This window comes from Candidatus Flexifilum breve (assembly GCF_016713355.1).
This window is the reverse complement of record NZ_JADJPI010000011.1, coordinates 276,937-292,932: the sequence shown is the minus strand read 5'-3', so window position 1 is coordinate 292,932 and position 15,996 is coordinate 276,937. Positions and strand designations below refer to the sequence as shown.

Annotated in this window: 20 protein-coding genes, 1 tRNA gene and 1 pseudogene; 10 read left to right on the top strand and 12 right to left on the bottom strand. The window is 58.4% G+C overall.

Features of this window, described 5'->3' with window-relative positions:
• Window positions 1-6: 6 nt before the first annotated feature.
• The 3 genes from IPK17_RS13105 to IPK17_RS13095 all read right to left on the bottom strand — a co-directional run bounded on the left by IPK17_RS13105 (window position 7) and on the right by IPK17_RS13095 (window position 2,754).
• Complete coding sequence (locus IPK17_RS13105; protein ID WP_343418139.1) at window positions 7-1,218, bottom strand: hypothetical protein; 1,212 nt, start codon at window positions 1,216-1,218, stop codon at window positions 7-9.
• 117 nt (window positions 1,219-1,335) lie between these two features.
• Window positions 1,336-1,977 (bottom strand): response regulator transcription factor, encoded by a 642-nt coding sequence (locus IPK17_RS13100; RefSeq protein ID WP_343418138.1) that lies wholly within the window; start codon window positions 1,975-1,977, stop codon window positions 1,336-1,338.
• A 132-nt stretch (window positions 1,978-2,109) separates the two neighbouring features.
• Entirely contained in the window at window positions 2,110-2,754 is a 645-nt protein-coding gene (locus IPK17_RS13095) for a hypothetical protein (RefSeq protein ID WP_343418137.1), read from the bottom strand.
• A 338-nt stretch (window positions 2,755-3,092) separates the two neighbouring features.
• Between IPK17_RS13095 and IPK17_RS13090 the strand changes: the two genes are divergently transcribed.
• From IPK17_RS13090 to IPK17_RS40540, 5 genes and pseudogenes are all read left to right on the top strand, one after another.
• Window positions 3,093-3,287, top strand: a complete 195-nt coding sequence (locus tag IPK17_RS13090) for a ribbon-helix-helix domain-containing protein (protein ID WP_343418136.1) — start codon at window positions 3,093-3,095, stop codon at window positions 3,285-3,287.
• Complete coding sequence (locus IPK17_RS13085; protein ID WP_343418135.1) at window positions 3,284-3,538, top strand: hypothetical protein; 255 nt, start codon at window positions 3,284-3,286, stop codon at window positions 3,536-3,538. Before IPK17_RS13090 ends, IPK17_RS13085 begins: the two co-directional genes overlap by 4 nt.
• Entirely contained in the window at window positions 3,535-3,738 is a 204-nt protein-coding gene (locus IPK17_RS13080; protein ID WP_343418134.1) for a hypothetical protein, read from the top strand. The genes IPK17_RS13085 and IPK17_RS13080 overlap by 4 nt, the downstream gene beginning before the upstream one ends.
• 13 nt (window positions 3,739-3,751) lie before the next feature.
• The gene (locus IPK17_RS13075) at window positions 3,752-4,693 is read left to right on the top strand and encodes a recombinase family protein (RefSeq protein WP_343418133.1); all 942 of its coding nucleotides are present in this window, start codon (window positions 3,752-3,754) and stop codon (window positions 4,691-4,693) included.
• Window positions 4,690-5,592, top strand: a pseudogene (locus IPK17_RS40540) (recombinase family protein); the annotation flags it as partial. The gene IPK17_RS13075 and the pseudogene IPK17_RS40540, both read left to right, overlap by 4 nt.
• 303 nt (window positions 5,593-5,895) lie before the next feature.
• Here IPK17_RS40540 and IPK17_RS13070 read toward each other — a convergent pair.
• Window positions 5,896-6,213, bottom strand: coding sequence for a hypothetical protein (locus IPK17_RS13070; RefSeq protein WP_343418132.1), 318 nt, complete (start codon window positions 6,211-6,213; stop codon window positions 5,896-5,898).
• 185 nt (window positions 6,214-6,398) lie between these two features.
• Window positions 6,399-6,470 (bottom strand) — tRNA-Asn (locus tag IPK17_RS13065).
• A 139-nt stretch (window positions 6,471-6,609) separates the two neighbouring features.
• On the opposite strand from IPK17_RS13065, the gene IPK17_RS13060 reads away from it, so the two are divergent.
• The 3 genes from IPK17_RS13060 to IPK17_RS13050 are packed head-to-tail and all read left to right on the top strand — an operon-like array spanning window position 6,610 to window position 8,110.
• Window positions 6,610-7,482, top strand: a complete 873-nt coding sequence (locus tag IPK17_RS13060; RefSeq protein WP_343418131.1) for an N-acetyltransferase — start codon at window positions 6,610-6,612, stop codon at window positions 7,480-7,482.
• Window positions 7,440-7,751, top strand: a complete 312-nt coding sequence (locus IPK17_RS13055; protein WP_343418130.1) for a hypothetical protein — start codon at window positions 7,440-7,442, stop codon at window positions 7,749-7,751. Before IPK17_RS13060 ends, IPK17_RS13055 begins: the two co-directional genes overlap by 43 nt.
• Window positions 7,751-8,110: a response regulator gene (locus IPK17_RS13050; protein ID WP_343418129.1), complete on the top strand. Its 360-nt coding sequence runs from the start codon at window positions 7,751-7,753 to the stop codon at window positions 8,108-8,110. The genes IPK17_RS13055 and IPK17_RS13050 overlap by 1 nt, the downstream gene beginning before the upstream one ends.
• Window positions 8,111-8,125: 15 nt before the next feature.
• Here the strand turns inward: IPK17_RS13050 and IPK17_RS41040 are convergent, their stop codons facing one another.
• Window positions 8,126-8,581 carry an extracellular solute-binding protein gene (locus tag IPK17_RS41040; protein WP_502748752.1) on the bottom strand — a complete coding sequence of 152 codons (456 nt, stop codon included), beginning with the start codon at window positions 8,579-8,581 and terminating at the stop codon, window positions 8,126-8,128.
• A 295-nt stretch (window positions 8,582-8,876) separates the two neighbouring features.
• Between IPK17_RS41040 and IPK17_RS40530 the strand changes: the two genes are divergently transcribed.
• Window positions 8,877-9,254, top strand: coding sequence for a hypothetical protein (locus IPK17_RS40530; protein ID WP_350341630.1), 378 nt, complete (start codon window positions 8,877-8,879; stop codon window positions 9,252-9,254).
• Here the strand turns inward: IPK17_RS40530 and IPK17_RS13035 are convergent.
• Together IPK17_RS13035 and IPK17_RS13030 are read right to left on the bottom strand one after the other, a co-directional pair.
• Window positions 9,251-9,445, bottom strand: a complete 195-nt coding sequence (locus IPK17_RS13035) for a hypothetical protein (RefSeq protein WP_343418126.1) — start codon at window positions 9,443-9,445, stop codon at window positions 9,251-9,253. The genes IPK17_RS40530 and IPK17_RS13035 overlap by 4 nt on opposite strands.
• Window positions 9,446-9,518: 73 nt before the next feature.
• The gene (locus IPK17_RS13030; protein WP_343418125.1) at window positions 9,519-10,877 is read right to left on the bottom strand and encodes a hemolysin family protein; all 1,359 of its coding nucleotides are present in this window, start codon (window positions 10,875-10,877) and stop codon (window positions 9,519-9,521) included.
• 51 nt (window positions 10,878-10,928) lie between these two features.
• Here IPK17_RS13030 and IPK17_RS13025 point away from each other — a divergent pair, with 51 nt between their 5' ends.
• Window positions 10,929-11,360, top strand: coding sequence for an Imm32 family immunity protein (locus tag IPK17_RS13025; RefSeq protein WP_343418124.1), 432 nt, complete (start codon window positions 10,929-10,931; stop codon window positions 11,358-11,360).
• A 639-nt stretch (window positions 11,361-11,999) separates the two neighbouring features.
• On the opposite strand, the gene IPK17_RS13020 is transcribed toward IPK17_RS13025, so the two are convergent.
• From IPK17_RS13020 to IPK17_RS13005, 4 genes are all read right to left on the bottom strand, one after another.
• Window positions 12,000-13,220, bottom strand: coding sequence for a TolB family protein (locus tag IPK17_RS13020; protein ID WP_343418123.1), 1,221 nt, complete (start codon window positions 13,218-13,220; stop codon window positions 12,000-12,002).
• A 217-nt stretch (window positions 13,221-13,437) separates the two neighbouring features.
• Window positions 13,438-14,688 carry a M24 family metallopeptidase gene (locus IPK17_RS13015; protein ID WP_343418122.1) on the bottom strand — a complete coding sequence of 417 codons (1,251 nt, stop codon included), beginning with the start codon at window positions 14,686-14,688 and terminating at the stop codon, window positions 13,438-13,440.
• A 77-nt stretch (window positions 14,689-14,765) separates the two neighbouring features.
• On the bottom strand, window positions 14,766-15,203 hold the full coding sequence (locus tag IPK17_RS13010; RefSeq protein WP_343418121.1) for a nuclear transport factor 2 family protein: 438 nt from the start codon (window positions 15,201-15,203) through the stop codon (window positions 14,766-14,768).
• 171 nt (window positions 15,204-15,374) lie between these two features.
• Window positions 15,375-15,950 carry a PadR family transcriptional regulator gene (locus IPK17_RS13005; RefSeq protein WP_343418120.1) on the bottom strand — a complete coding sequence of 192 codons (576 nt, stop codon included), beginning with the start codon at window positions 15,948-15,950 and terminating at the stop codon, window positions 15,375-15,377.
• Window positions 15,951-15,996 lie beyond the last annotated feature (46 nt).

Sequence of the window (15,996 nt, the reverse complement as noted above, 5' to 3'; positions counted from 1 at the left end):
TCACCTCTAAGGGATCAAGCCCGGCTGATTGCCCGGCGTGAGCAGAAGTGTGTAGGCAGGCGCAGCACTGTTGCCGCCCCGCTGCACCGTCCATGTCTTGCCGAAGTACGGGACGACGATCTGCGCAGGCGCATCGGTCACCACTTCAAACGCCACATAGCCGCGCTCATCGGTGAACCCGCTGGCGATCACGCGATTGGTGTTGACCTCGACCACCCGCACTGAAATCCCGGCAACGCCTTCCGCCGGATCGACGGTGCGGTTGCCATTCTCATCGTAGGCAATGACCACTTCGGCGGTCAGGACGCGCGGCGGGATCGGGGTTCCGGTCGGTTGAAGCGTGGGCGGCGCGCCGACGAGTTCAATGCGCGCGGCGGGCTGCGGCTGGGGCGTTGGCGTGTTCGTAATCGACGGCGGCGGGAGGATCAGCGTGTGTGCATCCCCGCGAAAGACCTGAATGGTGTCCAGACCGATCACGTAGCCTTCGCTGGCGTTGTTCTTCTGCCCGATCCCCCGCAGCTCGAGCCTATGCGTCCCGCTGCCGACGTAGTACACGTCGGTCACCGGAAACCGGAGTTCGTCCGTGTAAGCATCAATCGTGTCTAGCACTATGCCATCGACGACGATCTCGAACGTGCCCATGTTCTGCGCCGCGACGTAACGCACGCGCACTCCTTCGCCTTCAAACATGAAGGTCGCGCTGTCATACGCGCCTTCGGTGCGGTGATACTGTCCCCGGCTGGCGAACTGCGACAGACGCGGTGTCCACGGCGGCGAATAGCGGATCGTCGGATAGTCCGACTCGAAGCTGTACCAGCCGAAGAACGGCGGCGCGGTGTCGGTCGCATCCGGGAGCGGCTCGACCGGGTTGGGCGGCGCGGGCAGCAGGATCGTCCCCGACGGAAACGGCGTGAACGTGGGCGGGATGTACACCCCCGGCATGACGACCGCAATCTCCAACACGCGCTCGCTCAGCGTCGGGAGGATCGTCGGGATAGGCGTATCGGTTGGGGCAGTCGTCGCCGTCGCTGTGAAAGTCGCTGTCAACGTCGGAGTCAGGGTTGGCGCTGGCGTATCCGTCGGCGTGAGCGACGGCAGCACCATCAAGGTTGGGATTTGGATGTCATTCGCGTCAGGTTGGGCGCGGATCAAGAAAAAGGCGGCAGCCCATGCCGTCAGGCAGAGCGCCGCCAGCACGGGCAGCACCAGTCGTCGCATGTCGTCACTCCGGGTCAGTTTACGCTGGTTTCAGCGTATCAAAGCGGAGTAAGCAAACGACTGGACGATTCCAGTTTTGGGTTGGGAATCGTACATTTGACTTGGAACGATTCCGGTTTAGTCGGGGAAGCCAGCGAAGCCTTCGGTCGCGGCGCGGTTGATGAGATGTGCGTTCGTCGCTGCCCCGAAGCGCGTCCGCATCTTTTCCATCACCCAGTACACACGCCGCCGCTTCAGATTCAGCTGGGCGGCGATCTGACTGGGGGTGCAGCCGCTCGCCAGCAGGCGCAGAATCGCGCGGGCTTCAGCATCGAGCTGCCAATCGCGGTAGCTCCCTTGCATCGTGATCAGATATTCGGCGTTCGCCGTTGGTGACAGATAGGGGCGCCCACGCAAGATGGTTTCCACAGCCGTCAGCAGGCACTTCGATAGATCATCGGCAGTTGCCAAATATCCGTAGATGCCCATCGCAAATAGGTCACGGATGAACAAGCCTTCTGTAGAAACACCCATGATGATCAAGCGAATGGATGGAGTGATTTGCATGAGGCGTTCGACTAGGATCAACGTGTCGAACAGCGGATCGAAGCGGTCGCCTAAGAGGATCAGATTCGGTCTAAGTTTTCCCGCCAGAGCGAGAAGTTCATCACCATTCTCAGCTTTGGTGATGGAGGTGTCGGCGCGTGCCTTGAGCAGGGTCTCCGCGCCGACCACAGTCAAACTGCTGCTGTCCGCGATCAAAATTCGCGTGAATGCCATCACTATTCCCCACTTATCCAGTTCCTTTTCACAGCCTAGCACAGGTACGGATCGTCGCGTTGGGACAGCGTGACATTTGACAGGCAAAAGTGGACATCGGCATGGGTAAAATTCTCACCTGTCGGTAAATATCTACTCCTTCTTCTTGAGTGGAAGCAGTTTGTGCTGATGAGCGAGGTCTACCAACTGCGCGACGTTGTGTGCGCCATACGTCACCGAGAGCTTTTTGATCCCGCGATACACGATTTTCCGATCGACTCCTAAGTGCGCGGCAATCTCTTTGGGTTGAAACCCATCCGTCAGCAGCTGCAAGACATCCATGTCACGCTGATCGACGGTTGAGGGGAGGATTGTCTGTTGTTCAAGTAGGCGGGATACGGTAGGCGAGATAGTGGTGCCTCCATCTGCTGCCATATGGATAGCTTGGATGAGGGCACGATCCAAATCATCATCCTTGAATAAGATAGCACGCGCCCCGCTGTTCAACATGGCGCGGACGGTGCTGACCATTGGGCGCTGCATGATCAGAACCATTGCCAATCCGGGATGAGCGTCAACGAGTTTCTTCAGTTCTCTCGTGAGGTTCACTGCCCGAGGAAACGAATCATCAATGATCGCAACGCGCACGTTGTGATCCCGCATAAATGAACTTGCATCGGTAAAATTTGCCGTCATGTTGACGACTTCAATCTGAACATCGGGCTTGCCAACAATTTGCTGAATACCGCCACGAGTGAGTGCACTGGTGGAAATAATGACAACAGAGACGGCAGTCAATTCCTTTCCTCCTTCGTCGAAGTTCCTTCCCGTGATTAGCCGACACCAATGAGAACATGCGGTCTAATGCCGAACCCTCATTGTATTACAAAAACCCAACCTCCTGTCAAGCGGATGCGCCTTCTTTTTCGGTTAGAACTTGTATACTTCAACCGAACAAATGTTTTGTTCTCTCAAAATGTGTCAATTTGGGGATTTTGCATGTCACAGATTCCCATCGTGTCCACTTTTGCCCATCGCAATGTCCACTTTTACCAGAACAAATGTCACAAATTCCCACCTCAAATCCCGCGATTTCAATTACTCTGGTGACACAGTGAGTCATCAGGAGCCACAACATGAATCGAGATACACCATTCGCGGCACGCATCGCCTTTCGACTACCGCAGTCGCTTTACGACAAGTTGGAAATGTGGGCAGAGGAAGAAGACCGTCCGCTCGCTAACCTCGTCTACACATTGGTCAAGCAGGCAGTAACCGAACGTGAACGCACACTGCAAGCCTTTGAAGTCAAACAGGAGATCAACGGATGACGAATCAACCCCACATGATCGATTTGCGTGAAATGGTCGAGACGCACTTAGGCAAACCATTGGCTGCCAGTACAAATGCTGCACTCTGGCGCTGCCCGGTTTGCCCACCTGAGAGGCATTCACTCTTGCTGGTCTCGGCGAATCAGCACAAGTGCTTAGGACGCTGCGTGTGCGACGGCGGTGCAAGCGAGTGGATGCGAAGCGAAGAGCAGTTGACCGATGAGCTAATCATGTTGGAAGAAACAGCATGAGCAAGTCGGACTTCGCAACCACGACTGAGGCGGTATCGCCCGAAACCATGATCAAACGCGTATTCGGCGTGGCAAGACTGCTCGCTGCGGCCAAATACCAACGGGACGCGGAGGATCAGGTTGCAGAAAATCCTGTCAAAAAACAGCGTCAGGACGAATTGCGGTATCGTGAAAACGATCTAACGACACATACTGTATAAGTGAGGTGCATTGATGGCATTAACCAGACAAAAGAAAAGCACGCCTCCCCCACCTAAACCGGGATGGGCGGTCTATTTGAGGACAAGCGGCGACGAAAACCAGAAACCGGAACTCTCGCGGGAACGCCAGCGCACCATGATTCAGATGAGTCTGCTGGACTCATCTGATCTGCCGATTTACGGAGAGTACATCGACGTGCTGACAGGCAAAGACCCGCGTCGCAAAGCATATCAACGGATGTTGTCCGATGCCCGCGCTGGAAAGTTCTCGCATGTCGTGGTCGAGCGCGCCGACCGCTTTGGGCGTGACGATACTGAGGCGTTGCGGGCGATTGACGAGCTACAGTCGTTTGGGATAGCTGTGCGGTTTGCGAATGCGCCCGATCTTGACCCCATCGACCCGGATGGTCGAGTGCTGGTTGCCCTGACGTTCACACTCGCCCGCCGAGAGTCTGCGTTGATGGGTATCCGCGTTAAAGGTGGTTTGAAGGCAAAGCGTCAAAGCGGTGGCTATGCTGGCCGTGCACCTGACGGCTATCTCAATGTGCGCGGGCAAACTGAGTTGGACAAACGCAGCGCTATGGGTCGCATCAGCCACTGGATCGAACCAGACCCGAAGCGTGCCCATATTTGGCGCGAAGCATGGGCGCTGCTTCTGACCAGGAGCATGTCGCTGAGCGATATTGCAGAGGCACTGAGCGCGAAGGGTTACTGTTATCGGAACGGAAAGCCGTTTGTCGTCGTATCAAAGACGGGAAAGCGGAAACCGCTTATTGATATACTGCGGCGCGCCTTTCAGGATTGGACATATGCCGGATGGGTGGTGAGTGAATGCGACGATATCGCGCCGAAGACTATCCGAGGCAATTGGGAACCGCTCGTTTCGACGGAAGACTTTGAGGTTGGATTGGCGATCCTTGAACAGTTGCATGGATCGGATGAGACGGCAGCATGAGCAGCTACCGTCACAAGAAATCGGCAGCCCCGCCGCCGCAGTCCGGCTGGGCGATCTATCTGCGCACGAGCAGCGAAGATCATCAGAAACCGGAGCTTTCGCGGGCGCGTCAGCGTGCCATCATCGAAGGAAATGTACTGGCACACTCCGAATTGCCCGTCATCGACGAGTACGTGGATGTGTTGACCGGCAAAACTCCAAAACGTGTCGGCTATCAACAGCTCCTCGCGGATGCCCGCTCCGGCAAGTTCTCGCATGTGATTGTAGAACGTGCGGACCGATTCGGGCGCAATGACTCCGAGGCGCTGCGGGCTATCGATGAATTGAACGAGTTCGGGGTATCAGTGCGGTTTGCCAACTCCCCTGATCTCGATCCGATGGACCCGGATGATCGCGTGCTGGTCGCGCTGTCGTTCACACTTGCTCGACGCGAGTCGGCTCTGTTGGGCATTCGAACACGCGGCGGTCAGCAGGCGAAGCGCAAGAGTGGTGGCTACATCAGCTATGCGCCGGACGGATACAAAAATGTCACGGCGCGTACTGACAGTGAGAAACGTGCTGATCTGGGGCGTTGGGACAAGTGGATCGAACTAGACTCAGAGCGGGCAAAGATCATCCGTGAAGCGTGGGATCTGCTGCTGGAAGACAAGATGTCAGTACGACAAATTGCCGAGACACTGCACGAACGCGGCTATCGTCACCGAACCGGCAGACCGTTCGTTGAAGTAACTGCGAGTGGGAAGCGCAAACCAAACATTAGCTCACTGTGCAATATCTTTCATAACTGGACGTATGCCGGTTGGGTTGTGAGCATGAAGAACGGGGTTCTGCCCAAAACAGTACGTGGTAACTGGGAACCGATTGTCACGACAGAAGAGTTCGAACGCGGACAAGACATCCTAGCGAAGCGCAACGCCCATCGAACTGTTAAGCGCAAGCAGTTTTATTTGCTCACTGGACTAGCTTTCTATCGCCAACCAGAGGGCAAGCTGCGTCGTTTGACAGGTTCAACCTCCAACGCTGGGCGACGCGGTGGAGGCACGCCCTACTATCGGATTGAAGGTGCAGGCGGGGCAAGCTTCCTATGTTCGGTGATCGATGCGGCAGTCGAGCGCGAAGTCCGGCGGATCCAAGTCAATCCGGCACTGCTTCCGCTGATCCGTGCTGGCTACACCAAAGACCTTCAGGAATATCTGGGACACTCACGCCCTGATCGGCGCGCTCAGTTCCAGCTCGCCTTGAAGCAAGTTGATGAAGAAGAAGCGCGAATCGCCCGACTCTATGCCGCTGGAAGAATTTCTGATGAGATTTGGGCAGGGATGTGGGCAGAATGGCAAGATCGCCGACAAACTATTCAGCGTGCCCTTGAAACGATGGAGCAGGAACACCAGGTTCACGTCGATAATCTGGACTTGGCGCTGGAAATTATCACCAAGATTGGAACGCTGTATAATGGCTTGCAGCGCAGCGATCAAAAAGAACTGCTGCGTCAAGTCGTTGAACGAGTCATCGTGGAACACGACGGTAAGGTAAGCTTGGAACTGCGTTCACCGTTCGGCTACCTCAACACACTGGTAGACGACATCAAGCGCGAAAAACCGCGTAAAGATAAACCGGTGAAGCGTGGGCGACGCGCAACAAAAAACGCCGGGGATGTTTCTCCCGGCGTTTACCCCGAACAATGTTCGAGTCACGTCCAACTAGGCTCCACAACTTGGATTCGAACCAAGAACCTACCGGTTAACAGCCGGTTGCTCTGCCGTTGAGCTATTGTGGAACGACATGAAGGTTATGGTAGCATTCTGACTATGCTGTGTCAAGGGAGTTTTTGACCTCAAACTAGGTGTTTTGTCTTATTGCTGAAGCGCGGTAAGATCGTCTATACGTTGAGTCACCTAAGGTAAAGTGGGCACTTTATGACGGTCACAATTCGCCGGGTCGATACACCCGCTGATCTCAAACGCATCATCGAATTTCCCTACGAGCTCTACGCGAATGATCCGAATTGGGTGCCGCAGTTGCTTTCCATGCAGCGCGACAAATTCAGCAAGACGAAGAATCCGTCCTGGGAATACATGCACGGCGACTACTTCCTCGCCTTCCGCGGCGATCGGCTTGTGGGCACGATTGCCGCCTACATCAATGACCGTCACAACGAGTTTCACGACGAGCGGGCCGGGTGGTTTGGCGCGTTTGAAGTCTACGACGATGCCGAGGCGGCCCAGGCCTTGCTGGATACCGCCGCGCGCTGGGTCAAAGATGCCGGCTACCCCTTGATCCGCGGCCCGCAGACCTTCACCACCCACGAAGAGACCGGCCTGCTGGTTGATGGGTTCACTCGCCCGGTGCTGCTCTACCCCTACAACCCGCCCTACTACGCTGGCTTTATCGAAGCGGCGGGCTACACGGCGGTGATGGACACCTACGGCTTCTACCTGAGCGCCGCCAAGGTCAAAGAGGTGGGGCTGGACGAGCGCCTCGAACGCGTTACCAAAGCGATCATGAAGCGCGGCAAAATCACCGTGCGCCCCATTGACTCGAAGAATATCAAGGCGGATTTCCAGCTTTTCAAGGACATCTACAACGTCGCGTGGGACAAAAACTGGGGCTTCGTCCCCATGACGCCGCGCGAACTTGATGCGCTGGTCGCGTCGCTCGGTCAATTCCTTGACCACAAGCTCGCGTTCTTCGCCTATGTGGATGGTGAACCCGCCGGGTTCATTCTGGCGATCCCGATTTCAATCAGGTGCTGCAAAAAGTCGCGCCCAACCCGCGTACGCCGGAAGTGATCTCCCTGCTCAAAGCGCTGTACCACTGGAAGCTCAAGCCGAGCATGGATTGGGTGCGCGTGCCGCTGCTCGGCGTAAAAGCGGAGTTCCGCAGCAAAGGCGTTGATGCCGTGCTGTATCATTATGTGCTGCAGGCGGCGCTCAAGGGGCCATATGCGCACAGCGATTCAGGCTGGATTCTGGCGACCAACGAGACGATGGTGAGTATCGCCAAGAACTTTGGCTCTGAAATTTATAAGACGTTCCGGTACTATGAGAAGGCGTTGTAATGGGGACTATTCTAGTCGTTGACGATGAAGTTTTAACCGCAGAAATGCTGAGCACGTTTCTCAAGCTGCTCGGCCACAAATCCGTCGAGGCGTATTCGAGCAAGCAGGCGTGGGATAAGCTCGCGTATACTGAGCCGGACGCCATTCTCATGGATATCATGCTGCCAGATACCAACGGCATTGAAACGACGCGCCAGCTCCGCCAAAAACCGGAGTGGTCGAAGGTGCCGATCATCGTGATTTCGGCGACCACCCCGCCGATGATTGATGAGGCGACCGAGGCGGGCGCGAACGGCTATCTCGTTAAGCCGATCAACATGCAGCGCCTGCGTTCCATCCTCGAAACAGTCGGGCTCTAGCGATCTGCCGCAGCGTCAGCCGCCAAGCTGACGCTGCACATCCGCGGCGGCCTCCGCTGCGCTGAAGCGCCCGGCGATCACTGAGGCGAACGCGCTGCTGATCACGCGGGCGGGCGTTGCGCTGTCCCCGCCAACCAGCGGCAGCGTTCCATTCTCCAGCAGGTCATCGACGAAGTCCGCATAGGCTGTATCGGCCCACAGACCGAGCGCGCTCGCCTGCGATGGCATGCGGTTGATGGCTGCATGATAGGTCGCCTGCCGTTCCACATCCATCATCCAATCGATGAAGCGCAGCGCCGCTTCCTGCTCCACCGCGTCGCGCGTCGTGATCACCCACATCCACCCATCGACCACCGACGTTCCACTGCCCGACACGGTCGGAAACGGCGCGTAGGCCAGATTCTGCCCCGGATAGCCCGGCACCCGTGTTGAGATCAAGGTATTGCGCTGACGAGAGCACGCCGACCACATCGCCAGACGTGAGCAGATCCGCGTATTCATCAGCCAATGTATATTCCAGCACCGAGGTATCGACCAAGCCTTCGTCCACGGCGCGTTCGTAGTAGGTAAACACACGCCGCAGCGGATCGATCTCGACCTGCAAACTGCCGCCGCTCAGCAGCCCAGCCGCCTCACGATACTGTGCCAGCAGCACGCTGCTCACGGTATTGGTCGCGCCCGCCGCGAACAGCAGCGGCACATCGCTGTCGAGGAAGGTATCGAAATCGGCGCCCAACCCGTTCAGCGCGCTTGGCACACCGACCAGATGCTCCACGTCGACATCATACGGCAGGCCATACAGCACGCCGTCGACGCGCCCCAAGGCGTTCACAATGGGCGCGTAATCGCTCAGGACGGCGCTGTTCGCGCTCTCGCGGATCGGCGCGATCAAGCCCGCATCCGCCGCCATGACGAGATCAGACCGCCGCAGCAGCGTGAGATCGGGGAGGACGCGCGGCGCGACGGCGCTCGCCGCCCGCAGAGTCGGCATGATCCCGCCGACATCGTCCACGCTTTTCAGACGAAAGTCCACCGAAACCGAGGCCGCGCTGTCCAGTTGAAACGCGCTGATCTGCTCGGAGAGCAGTTCGGCAGCGTCCACGTTATCCAGCGGCGCGAGGGGTTCCGGAAACCAGAGGGCTAAAACGGTCGGCTGTGGGTGATCGGCGGCGTCGGGACGACCTCGGTCGCTGTCGGCGTGGGCAGCAGCATGGGTGTGATCAACTGAGTGGTTTGCACATTGGCGGCGTTGGAATTCGCTGAAAATGCTGTACTTTCACATCCCGCGAGCAGCCACAGGAGAAGCCACGCGACGACCGGAGTTCTTAATGCCAAAATCATGGTCAACCTTGTGCAGTAGTGATTCACGGCACGATACTACCGCCCACGTTCCCGACCGTCAATTGTGCTAAGCATCCGTATCGGCGGACGACACATCCGGCTTGGCGCGCGTAGAGGGCACAAAGCGCACCTCAGACACGCGCATACCGTCCATTTGCAGCACCACGACATCATACGCCTCGCCATAGGCGACCGTGTCTCCCGCCAGCGGAATCCGCTCGAGGCGTTCCGCCACGTAGCCGCCAATCGTCGTGGATTCGACCTCAATGCCGGGTTCACCGAAACGCTCGATGATGGCGGTCATGCTCTCCAGCCCATCGACGATGTTCTGATCGGCAGGCAGCACGGGGGTTTCCCGCTCGTCAAACTCGTCGCTCAACTCACCCACCAGCTCCGCGAGGATGTCGTCGAGCGTTGCCAGCCCGGCCACGCCGCCATACTCATCGATCACAATGGCGAGGTGCGTCTGCGTGCGGCGCATGTCTTCGAGCAGCTTATCCACACCGAGCGTCATGGGGACATACAGCGGTTTGCGCAGCAGCGGCCGCAGATCAAACGCGCTCGCGCCGCCATTGAGCAGCGTCGGCTGTTTGATGAACACATCGAACAGGTCTTTGACGTACAGCACGCCGATCATGTTGTCGATATGGTCATCGTACACAGGGTAGCGCGAATGGTGCTGTTCGACCATCAGCGCCAGCAGATCGGCCAGCGGCGTCGCCACATCCACCGCGTCGATCTCCACGCGCGGCTGCATGATCTCCTCGACGGAGATCTCGCTGAAGTCGAACACGCGCCGCAGCAGCACTTCTTCGCTCTCCTGCAGCAAGCCCGCCTCGCGGCTGGAATGCACGAGCATTTCCAGTTCTTCGGCCGAATGCACCTGCTGGTGACCGGACGCGGGCGGAATGCCGATCAGCCGCACGACCGCGTTACCCACGCCGTTCATCACGCGGATGATGGGGCGGAACACGTTGTGAAACAGGGTCGCACCGCGCGCCACAATCACCGACACTTCTTCGGGACGGTTGAGCGCAATCGACTTGGGCGCGAGTTCGCCGAGCACGATGTGCAGCGTGGTGACAATCGCAAAGCTGATCGCCACGCTGATCGTGCGTCCGACGGTCAGCGCCGCGTCTTCGGTCAGGAAGCGCTCGAAGATCGGCTCGAACAGGTGCGCGATGGCGGGCTCGCCGATCCAACCGAGGCCGAGGCTCGCCAGCGTGATGCCGAGCTGCGTCGCCGCGATGTAGCTGTCGAGGTGCTCAATGGCTTTCTGCGCGCTCTTCGCCCCGGCGCTGCCCTCCTGCGCCATCTGCGCGATGCGCGTTTTACGCGACCCGACAAAGGCGAACTCCGCCGCGACGAAAAAGCCATTCATGAACACCAGTGCCAATACGCCCAACAGTCCTAAGACCGTACTCATGCGCCTGTACTCTCATTTACCCGATCAAATAGATGTTAAGAGTACAGGAAAATGGGCACGCTGACGAGATCGCATGTGCCGTCGAACAGTCGGATCACGGTGTATGCTTGGGTTAAAGTTCGCTGCATTGCGATGTGTAGAGGTGCTGTGATGCTAGATTTGGATAAATGGCTCAAAGATGTTCAGAATAGCAGAGTGACGAACAGAGATGAAATCGAGGAATACAGGATGGCTCACGCCATTACCAGCGAAGAGCCGTATAGGTTAGAAGTCCTTTATAAGCCAGAGGGGCAGTTAGTGGTCATACAGGGGAACGATCGGGGGCTGAAAGCGTTTTTGGAAGCTGTCGAAAGACTGGTTCACACGTCGCCAATTGGTGGACACATCCACTATGACGCCGCATCCGGTCTGTCAAAATCAGAAATCCCCCTGATTATTCAAAAAATAGGCGATGACGGAGATGGGGTACACACGACCCAATAGCCGCATGCAAAAGACATTCGCTAGAATGAGCCTACGTTTGCGTTGGCACGGAGGTTATTTTGCCCTGTTCGCGTGCTGGTTGAGTTCATGCGCGTGCTATTCGCGGCCAGTCACCGCTCTATATCCAGCGCCTGATCCGGCTGCCGATGCAGACTCGTTTATCACAGTCATTACGCCAAATTCTGAACTTTTTGATAATGGGATTTGCGCCACGGTCGATGGGCAAGCCCTTGGCAAGTCGGCGCTACAACCGATGCCATCTGGGAACAGATCAGATCCGCAACACGAATAGAAGTGGATGGCGTGTCAGTTGAAGACTCGAACTGGGCTATGCTCTGGAATCTGAGCGAAGTTGCCGTCCCCAATTCCGATTTCACAGCCATTCTGGGATCATATCCTACCAACATCCAACTCTGCTTCTCAACAGCGGAATATGCAACGGGAGTACATGTTGCTGTAATTACAACCGAGTCCCTCGCATTCAAGCGCTATAGCACTACCTTTCGCTTTGAAAACTGACATGGAAACCGCGAACCGCTGGTCAGTTGAATGAAGGTGATGATGAAGATCGTGTTGACGATGCCACCGCTCAGGCCGAGGAGTTTCGCTACGCCACCCACCGCGCGTAGTTAGGCAGTTTCACCGCGCCTTCCAGTAATCGAACGTGAGCACCCCGAGCGGCGCGGTGATCGGATGCACATCCGAGCCGTCCGCATTCATCACGTAGATTGCCCCGGCCCGTTCCCGTTCCGACACGAACATGATGCGCCCATCCGGCAGCCAGCGCGGGCTGTGATCCGTCGCCTCGTCGGTCGTCAACTGGCGCGGGTTCGATCCATCGGCGTTCATAATCCAGATATCGGTATTGAAGCCGTAGCGCCCGCGCGTGAATACGATCTGGTTGCCGCCCGGCGACCAATCCGGTTCGTCATCGTAGTCGCCATTGTCGGTCAACTGGACGCGCCCGGTGCCATCCGCATTGATGGTGAACAGCTCGCGGGCGTTGCCGTCGCTCGTCCCGGCGGTGCCATCACGCGGCGCGGCGGCATACACGACCACAGGCAGCAGCGCGGAAAAGTTCAGTGAGCAGCAGTCCGGCTCAAACTCGTCCCACAGCGCCACCCCGCTGACCAAGCGCCCCTGTGTGCCATCCGCCGCGGCCACGGCAATCCCGCCATCCGCCCCGCTGAACACGACCCAATCGCCGCTGTTATCCCACTGCCCATCCGTCCCGGTCACGATGACTGCGCCGCCGCTCCCATCGACATTGACGCGCCACAGGTCGCCATCATGGTTGAAGAGCACAGCGTTCCCGTTCGGATGCCACACCGGGTCGCCATCGGTCGCGGCATCATTCGTCAGGCGGCAGATGTTGCTGACCGCGGGTTGGCTCAAATCCAGCAGATAGACCTCACGGTTGTCGTCGCCATAGACTGTGTCGAAGACGATGCGCTCATTGCCGCCGATCCCCGTGCACATTGGCCGCTCGCCGATGCCAATCGTCGGCGGCGTGATGACGAGCGTCGGCGTGAGCGTCGGCGGCGCAGGCGTCGGCCACAGCGTCGGCGCGGGAGAGGTGGCGCTGGGTAAGGCAGTCGCCGCGCGCGTCCCCGGCACGACGCGCACCCCCGTCCACAACTGGCGCACCTGCCCCGCCACGAGCTGCAGCGTCACCACGCAGCATACCAGCATCAGCAGAAAGCCGAAGGTCGAGAGCAGGAGCGGCGTGATCTCCCGGTCGCTGGGTTTGGCTTTGCGTTTGAGCTTTTCAACGTGGTGCGGTTGGGTGTCTTCGTCGTCGTACAGTTCGCCATCGTCCCCGAGGCGGATGTTTCGCTTTGCCTTGTCGTCCTCAGACAACGTTTATCGACCTCATGTCGTGAATAATCGAGCTTCTAATCACTATATACGCAATTTTCACGCCAACGTTGCAGACCAACAGCCATTCCCCTCTCCGCTCGGAGAGGGGTTAGGAGAGGTGTCCCACCCAACGGGCTCGTCTGTCTCCCCTGGATTCGGTTCACGGAGGCCAAAGTTGGCTCCTCCCTGAATTGGGGAGGGCGGGGTGAGGTTGCCCCTATATCAAATGCAGTTTCGTCTGCCGACCAGACATCCACGCCATCTTCCCGCCGATCATCGCCGCGTCTTCTTCCAGCGCGATGCGCACGTATTGGTTATCCCACTCGGGGACGGTCACCTGCACATTGAGCTCAATCGAATAGGCGGTGTTGTCGTGGATCGGGTAATCGCCCAAGCCCGGCACATTCTGCTGATTATCCCACATGCCGATCACCGTGCCCGCCGAATGCCCGTGCGTCCCCAGCGGGTGACTGTACACGCTCGGCTGAATCCATTCGGTGAAGGCTTGTTCGCGCACCGTCTTCAAGATTTGATTGCCCGTGCGCCCCAACTTCATCTGCTCCATGACGATCTCTTGCAGGCGGTTGCCCTCGCGCAGCGCCTTGGTCAGCCCGGCGGGCGCTTGCGTCTCGCCCTGCCGCAGCACATAAGCGTGCTGCTGCTGATCCGTCATCAAGCCAAGCGCGCCAAAGCCCACATCCACATGGACGAGATCGCCGGGGATGATGAGCTTCCGCGCTGCCTGCTTGTCCATGCCGGGCGCGGGCGCGAGATTGCTGCCGGGATACTGAATTTCGACCGTGGGATGGAACCAGGCGCGCACGCCCATCTGCTGCATGCGTTCGCGCAGCCACCACACCGCCTCGTCGGTCGTCGTAATGCCGGGGCGGATCACGTCACGAGTGTACAGCTCTTTGATCAACTGGTGCCCCATATCGACCAGCATCGGGTAAGCGGTCAGTTCCGCCTTGGAGCGCGTCTCAATCCAGCCAACCGCGACCTTCTCCGCGCTGCGCACCCGCCGCGCATACGTCTGCGGCAGCGTCGACATAATGCCATCATATTCACAATGACTTAAACCATCCGCCAGCCCGGAGAGCGCGGACATATTCAAACCAATACTCTGAGGATTCATCTCACTGACGACCCGCTGCAGTGCGTCCGCCTGCGACTCTTTGCTCGGATCCCACCGCTGCTCGTAGTAGCCCTCGTAGGGGTAGCGCCCGAGCGCCATCTTGTGGAACTGCCCCGCTTGATCGAAGGCAAACACGAGCACGGTCCGCCGCCGCGCGTTCATGGACGGTTCGGGCAGCATCGACATGATGATCGGGTCTTCGTTGTATTCGCGCGCCGACACAATCCACATCGACAGATCGTCGCGCCGCATGATGTCGGGCAGCACGTTATCCAACCGATCCTTCAGCCATAGGTTGCGAAGTTCAGCTTGCTTCTGCAGACTCATCCACATGAGCTTTGTCCTCTATTTAAGTTGGTTGCTCTCATTATCACGCCGTTTGCGGAAGTTACAACCAACTTTAGACGGACTCAGTCGACAATCGGCGCGGCGCCCGCCTCGCTGATGCCGCGCTGCTGCAAACCCATCAGCCACTGGATCAGCTTGCCCGTGTCTTCGTACAGTGCAATCTCGGTGATGCGCCCCCAGCGCAGCCGGATGAACTGCGCGACGTCGTTGCGATACGCGCCGTTCTCCACCGTGAACTGGATGGCGATGCGCGTGTCGCCCGGCAGCCCAGCGATCACCATGTCCCTGACCGTGAAACGCGCTTCCGGGAACAGGCGAAACAGACGCTCGTACCACTGCCGGGCGCTCGCCTGAGTGTGCCGCGTCCCGCCGAGCGCATGCTCGCCCGCAAAGCTGTGCTGGATCGCCGGGGCGAACCCGGCGACCACCGGCTCGAAGTCATGGCGATTCAAATGCCCGAACGTCGCTTCCACCTTGCGCCGCACCATCTGATGATACATGTTCGCGTCTCTCCCTGTTCTGTCTCGTCCGCCGTTTCCGACCCCACCCCCAGCCCCTCCCCGAATTCAGGGAGGGGAGCAAACATCACGCGTAATGTCCCCTCGCCCCGCTTGCGTGGGAGAGGGGTCGGGGGTGAGGGGTTTCTCCCGTCGCCTCTTTTCGAAGCGGGGTTAGGGGTGAGGTTGATCTTTCTTCCCCCGCCGCTTCTTCAAGCGACTAATCGCCTCGTCCAGCCACTGGAGATACATCTCCTCGTAGAGTACGCCCGCCCGCCGCGTGAGATCCCAGAACAGCGCGTCCTCCGGCGTCGCCCCCATGAAGGCGGCGTTCTGCTCAATATCGGTGAGCGTCTGCCCCTGATAGCGCGCCAACGCCTGCCGATGCAGCTCCCGCTGAATCACGAGCTGCGTCAGCAGGTGATCGCGATCCGCCTGAGCGGAGAAGAACACCTTGAGCAGCAGCGTCTCTTTGAGCGGCGGCGTGCCCGCTAACGGCTCTTCCAGCCAGTCGCGCAGATCGGCGCGCCCGTCCTCCGTGATCGTGTACAGGCGGCGGTCAGGGCGGTCGTCCTGCGCCTGCACCGCCGAGCTGATCAGCCCATCCGCTTCCAGCGCCTTGAGCGCCTTGTAGATCTGGCTGAGATCGGCATGCCAGAAGTTGGCCGTGGACGTGTCCATGATCCGCTTCAGGTCGTAGCCGCTCAGCGTCTGGTAGTTGAGAAAGCCCAACAGCGCGTATTTCAACATGATTTATATAGTCATATGCATATAGGCAATTGACTATAGCATAAGT

What these genes read in the sequence shown, in the direction of transcription:
- IPK17_RS13105 (WP_343418139.1), bottom strand. Translation starts at nt 1,218, where the DNA reads ATGCGACGACTGGTGCTGCCCGTGCTGGCGGCGCTCTGCCTGACGGCA.
- IPK17_RS13100 (WP_343418138.1), bottom strand. Translation starts at nt 1,977, where the DNA reads ATGGCATTCACGCGAATTTTGATCGCGGACAGCAGCAGTTTGACTGTG.
- IPK17_RS13090 (WP_343418136.1), top strand. Translation starts at nt 3,093, where the DNA reads ATGAATCGAGATACACCATTCGCGGCACGCATCGCCTTTCGACTACCG.
- IPK17_RS13085 (WP_343418135.1), top strand. Translation starts at nt 3,284, where the DNA reads ATGACGAATCAACCCCACATGATCGATTTGCGTGAAATGGTCGAGACG.
- IPK17_RS13080 (WP_343418134.1), top strand. Translation starts at nt 3,535, where the DNA reads ATGAGCAAGTCGGACTTCGCAACCACGACTGAGGCGGTATCGCCCGAA.
- IPK17_RS13075 (WP_343418133.1), top strand. Translation starts at nt 3,752, where the DNA reads ATGGCATTAACCAGACAAAAGAAAAGCACGCCTCCCCCACCTAAACCG.
- IPK17_RS13060 (WP_343418131.1), top strand. Translation starts at nt 6,610, where the DNA reads ATGACGGTCACAATTCGCCGGGTCGATACACCCGCTGATCTCAAACGC.
- IPK17_RS13050 (WP_343418129.1), top strand. Translation starts at nt 7,751, where the DNA reads ATGGGGACTATTCTAGTCGTTGACGATGAAGTTTTAACCGCAGAAATG.
- IPK17_RS41040 (WP_502748752.1), bottom strand. Translation starts at nt 8,581, where the DNA reads ATGTGGTCGGCGTGCTCTCGTCAGCGCAATACCTTGATCTCAACACGG.
- IPK17_RS40530 (WP_350341630.1), top strand. Translation starts at nt 8,877, where the DNA reads ATGCTCCACGTCGACATCATACGGCAGGCCATACAGCACGCCGTCGAC.
- IPK17_RS13030 (WP_343418125.1), bottom strand. Translation starts at nt 10,877, where the DNA reads ATGAGTACGGTCTTAGGACTGTTGGGCGTATTGGCACTGGTGTTCATG.
- IPK17_RS13025 (WP_343418124.1), top strand. Translation starts at nt 10,929, where the DNA reads ATGGGCACGCTGACGAGATCGCATGTGCCGTCGAACAGTCGGATCACG.
- IPK17_RS13015 (WP_343418122.1), bottom strand. Translation starts at nt 14,688, where the DNA reads ATGTGGATGAGTCTGCAGAAGCAAGCTGAACTTCGCAACCTATGGCTG.
- IPK17_RS13010 (WP_343418121.1), bottom strand. Translation starts at nt 15,203, where the DNA reads ATGTATCATCAGATGGTGCGGCGCAAGGTGGAAGCGACGTTCGGGCAT.
- IPK17_RS13005 (WP_343418120.1), bottom strand. Translation starts at nt 15,950, where the DNA reads ATGTTGAAATACGCGCTGTTGGGCTTTCTCAACTACCAGACGCTGAGC.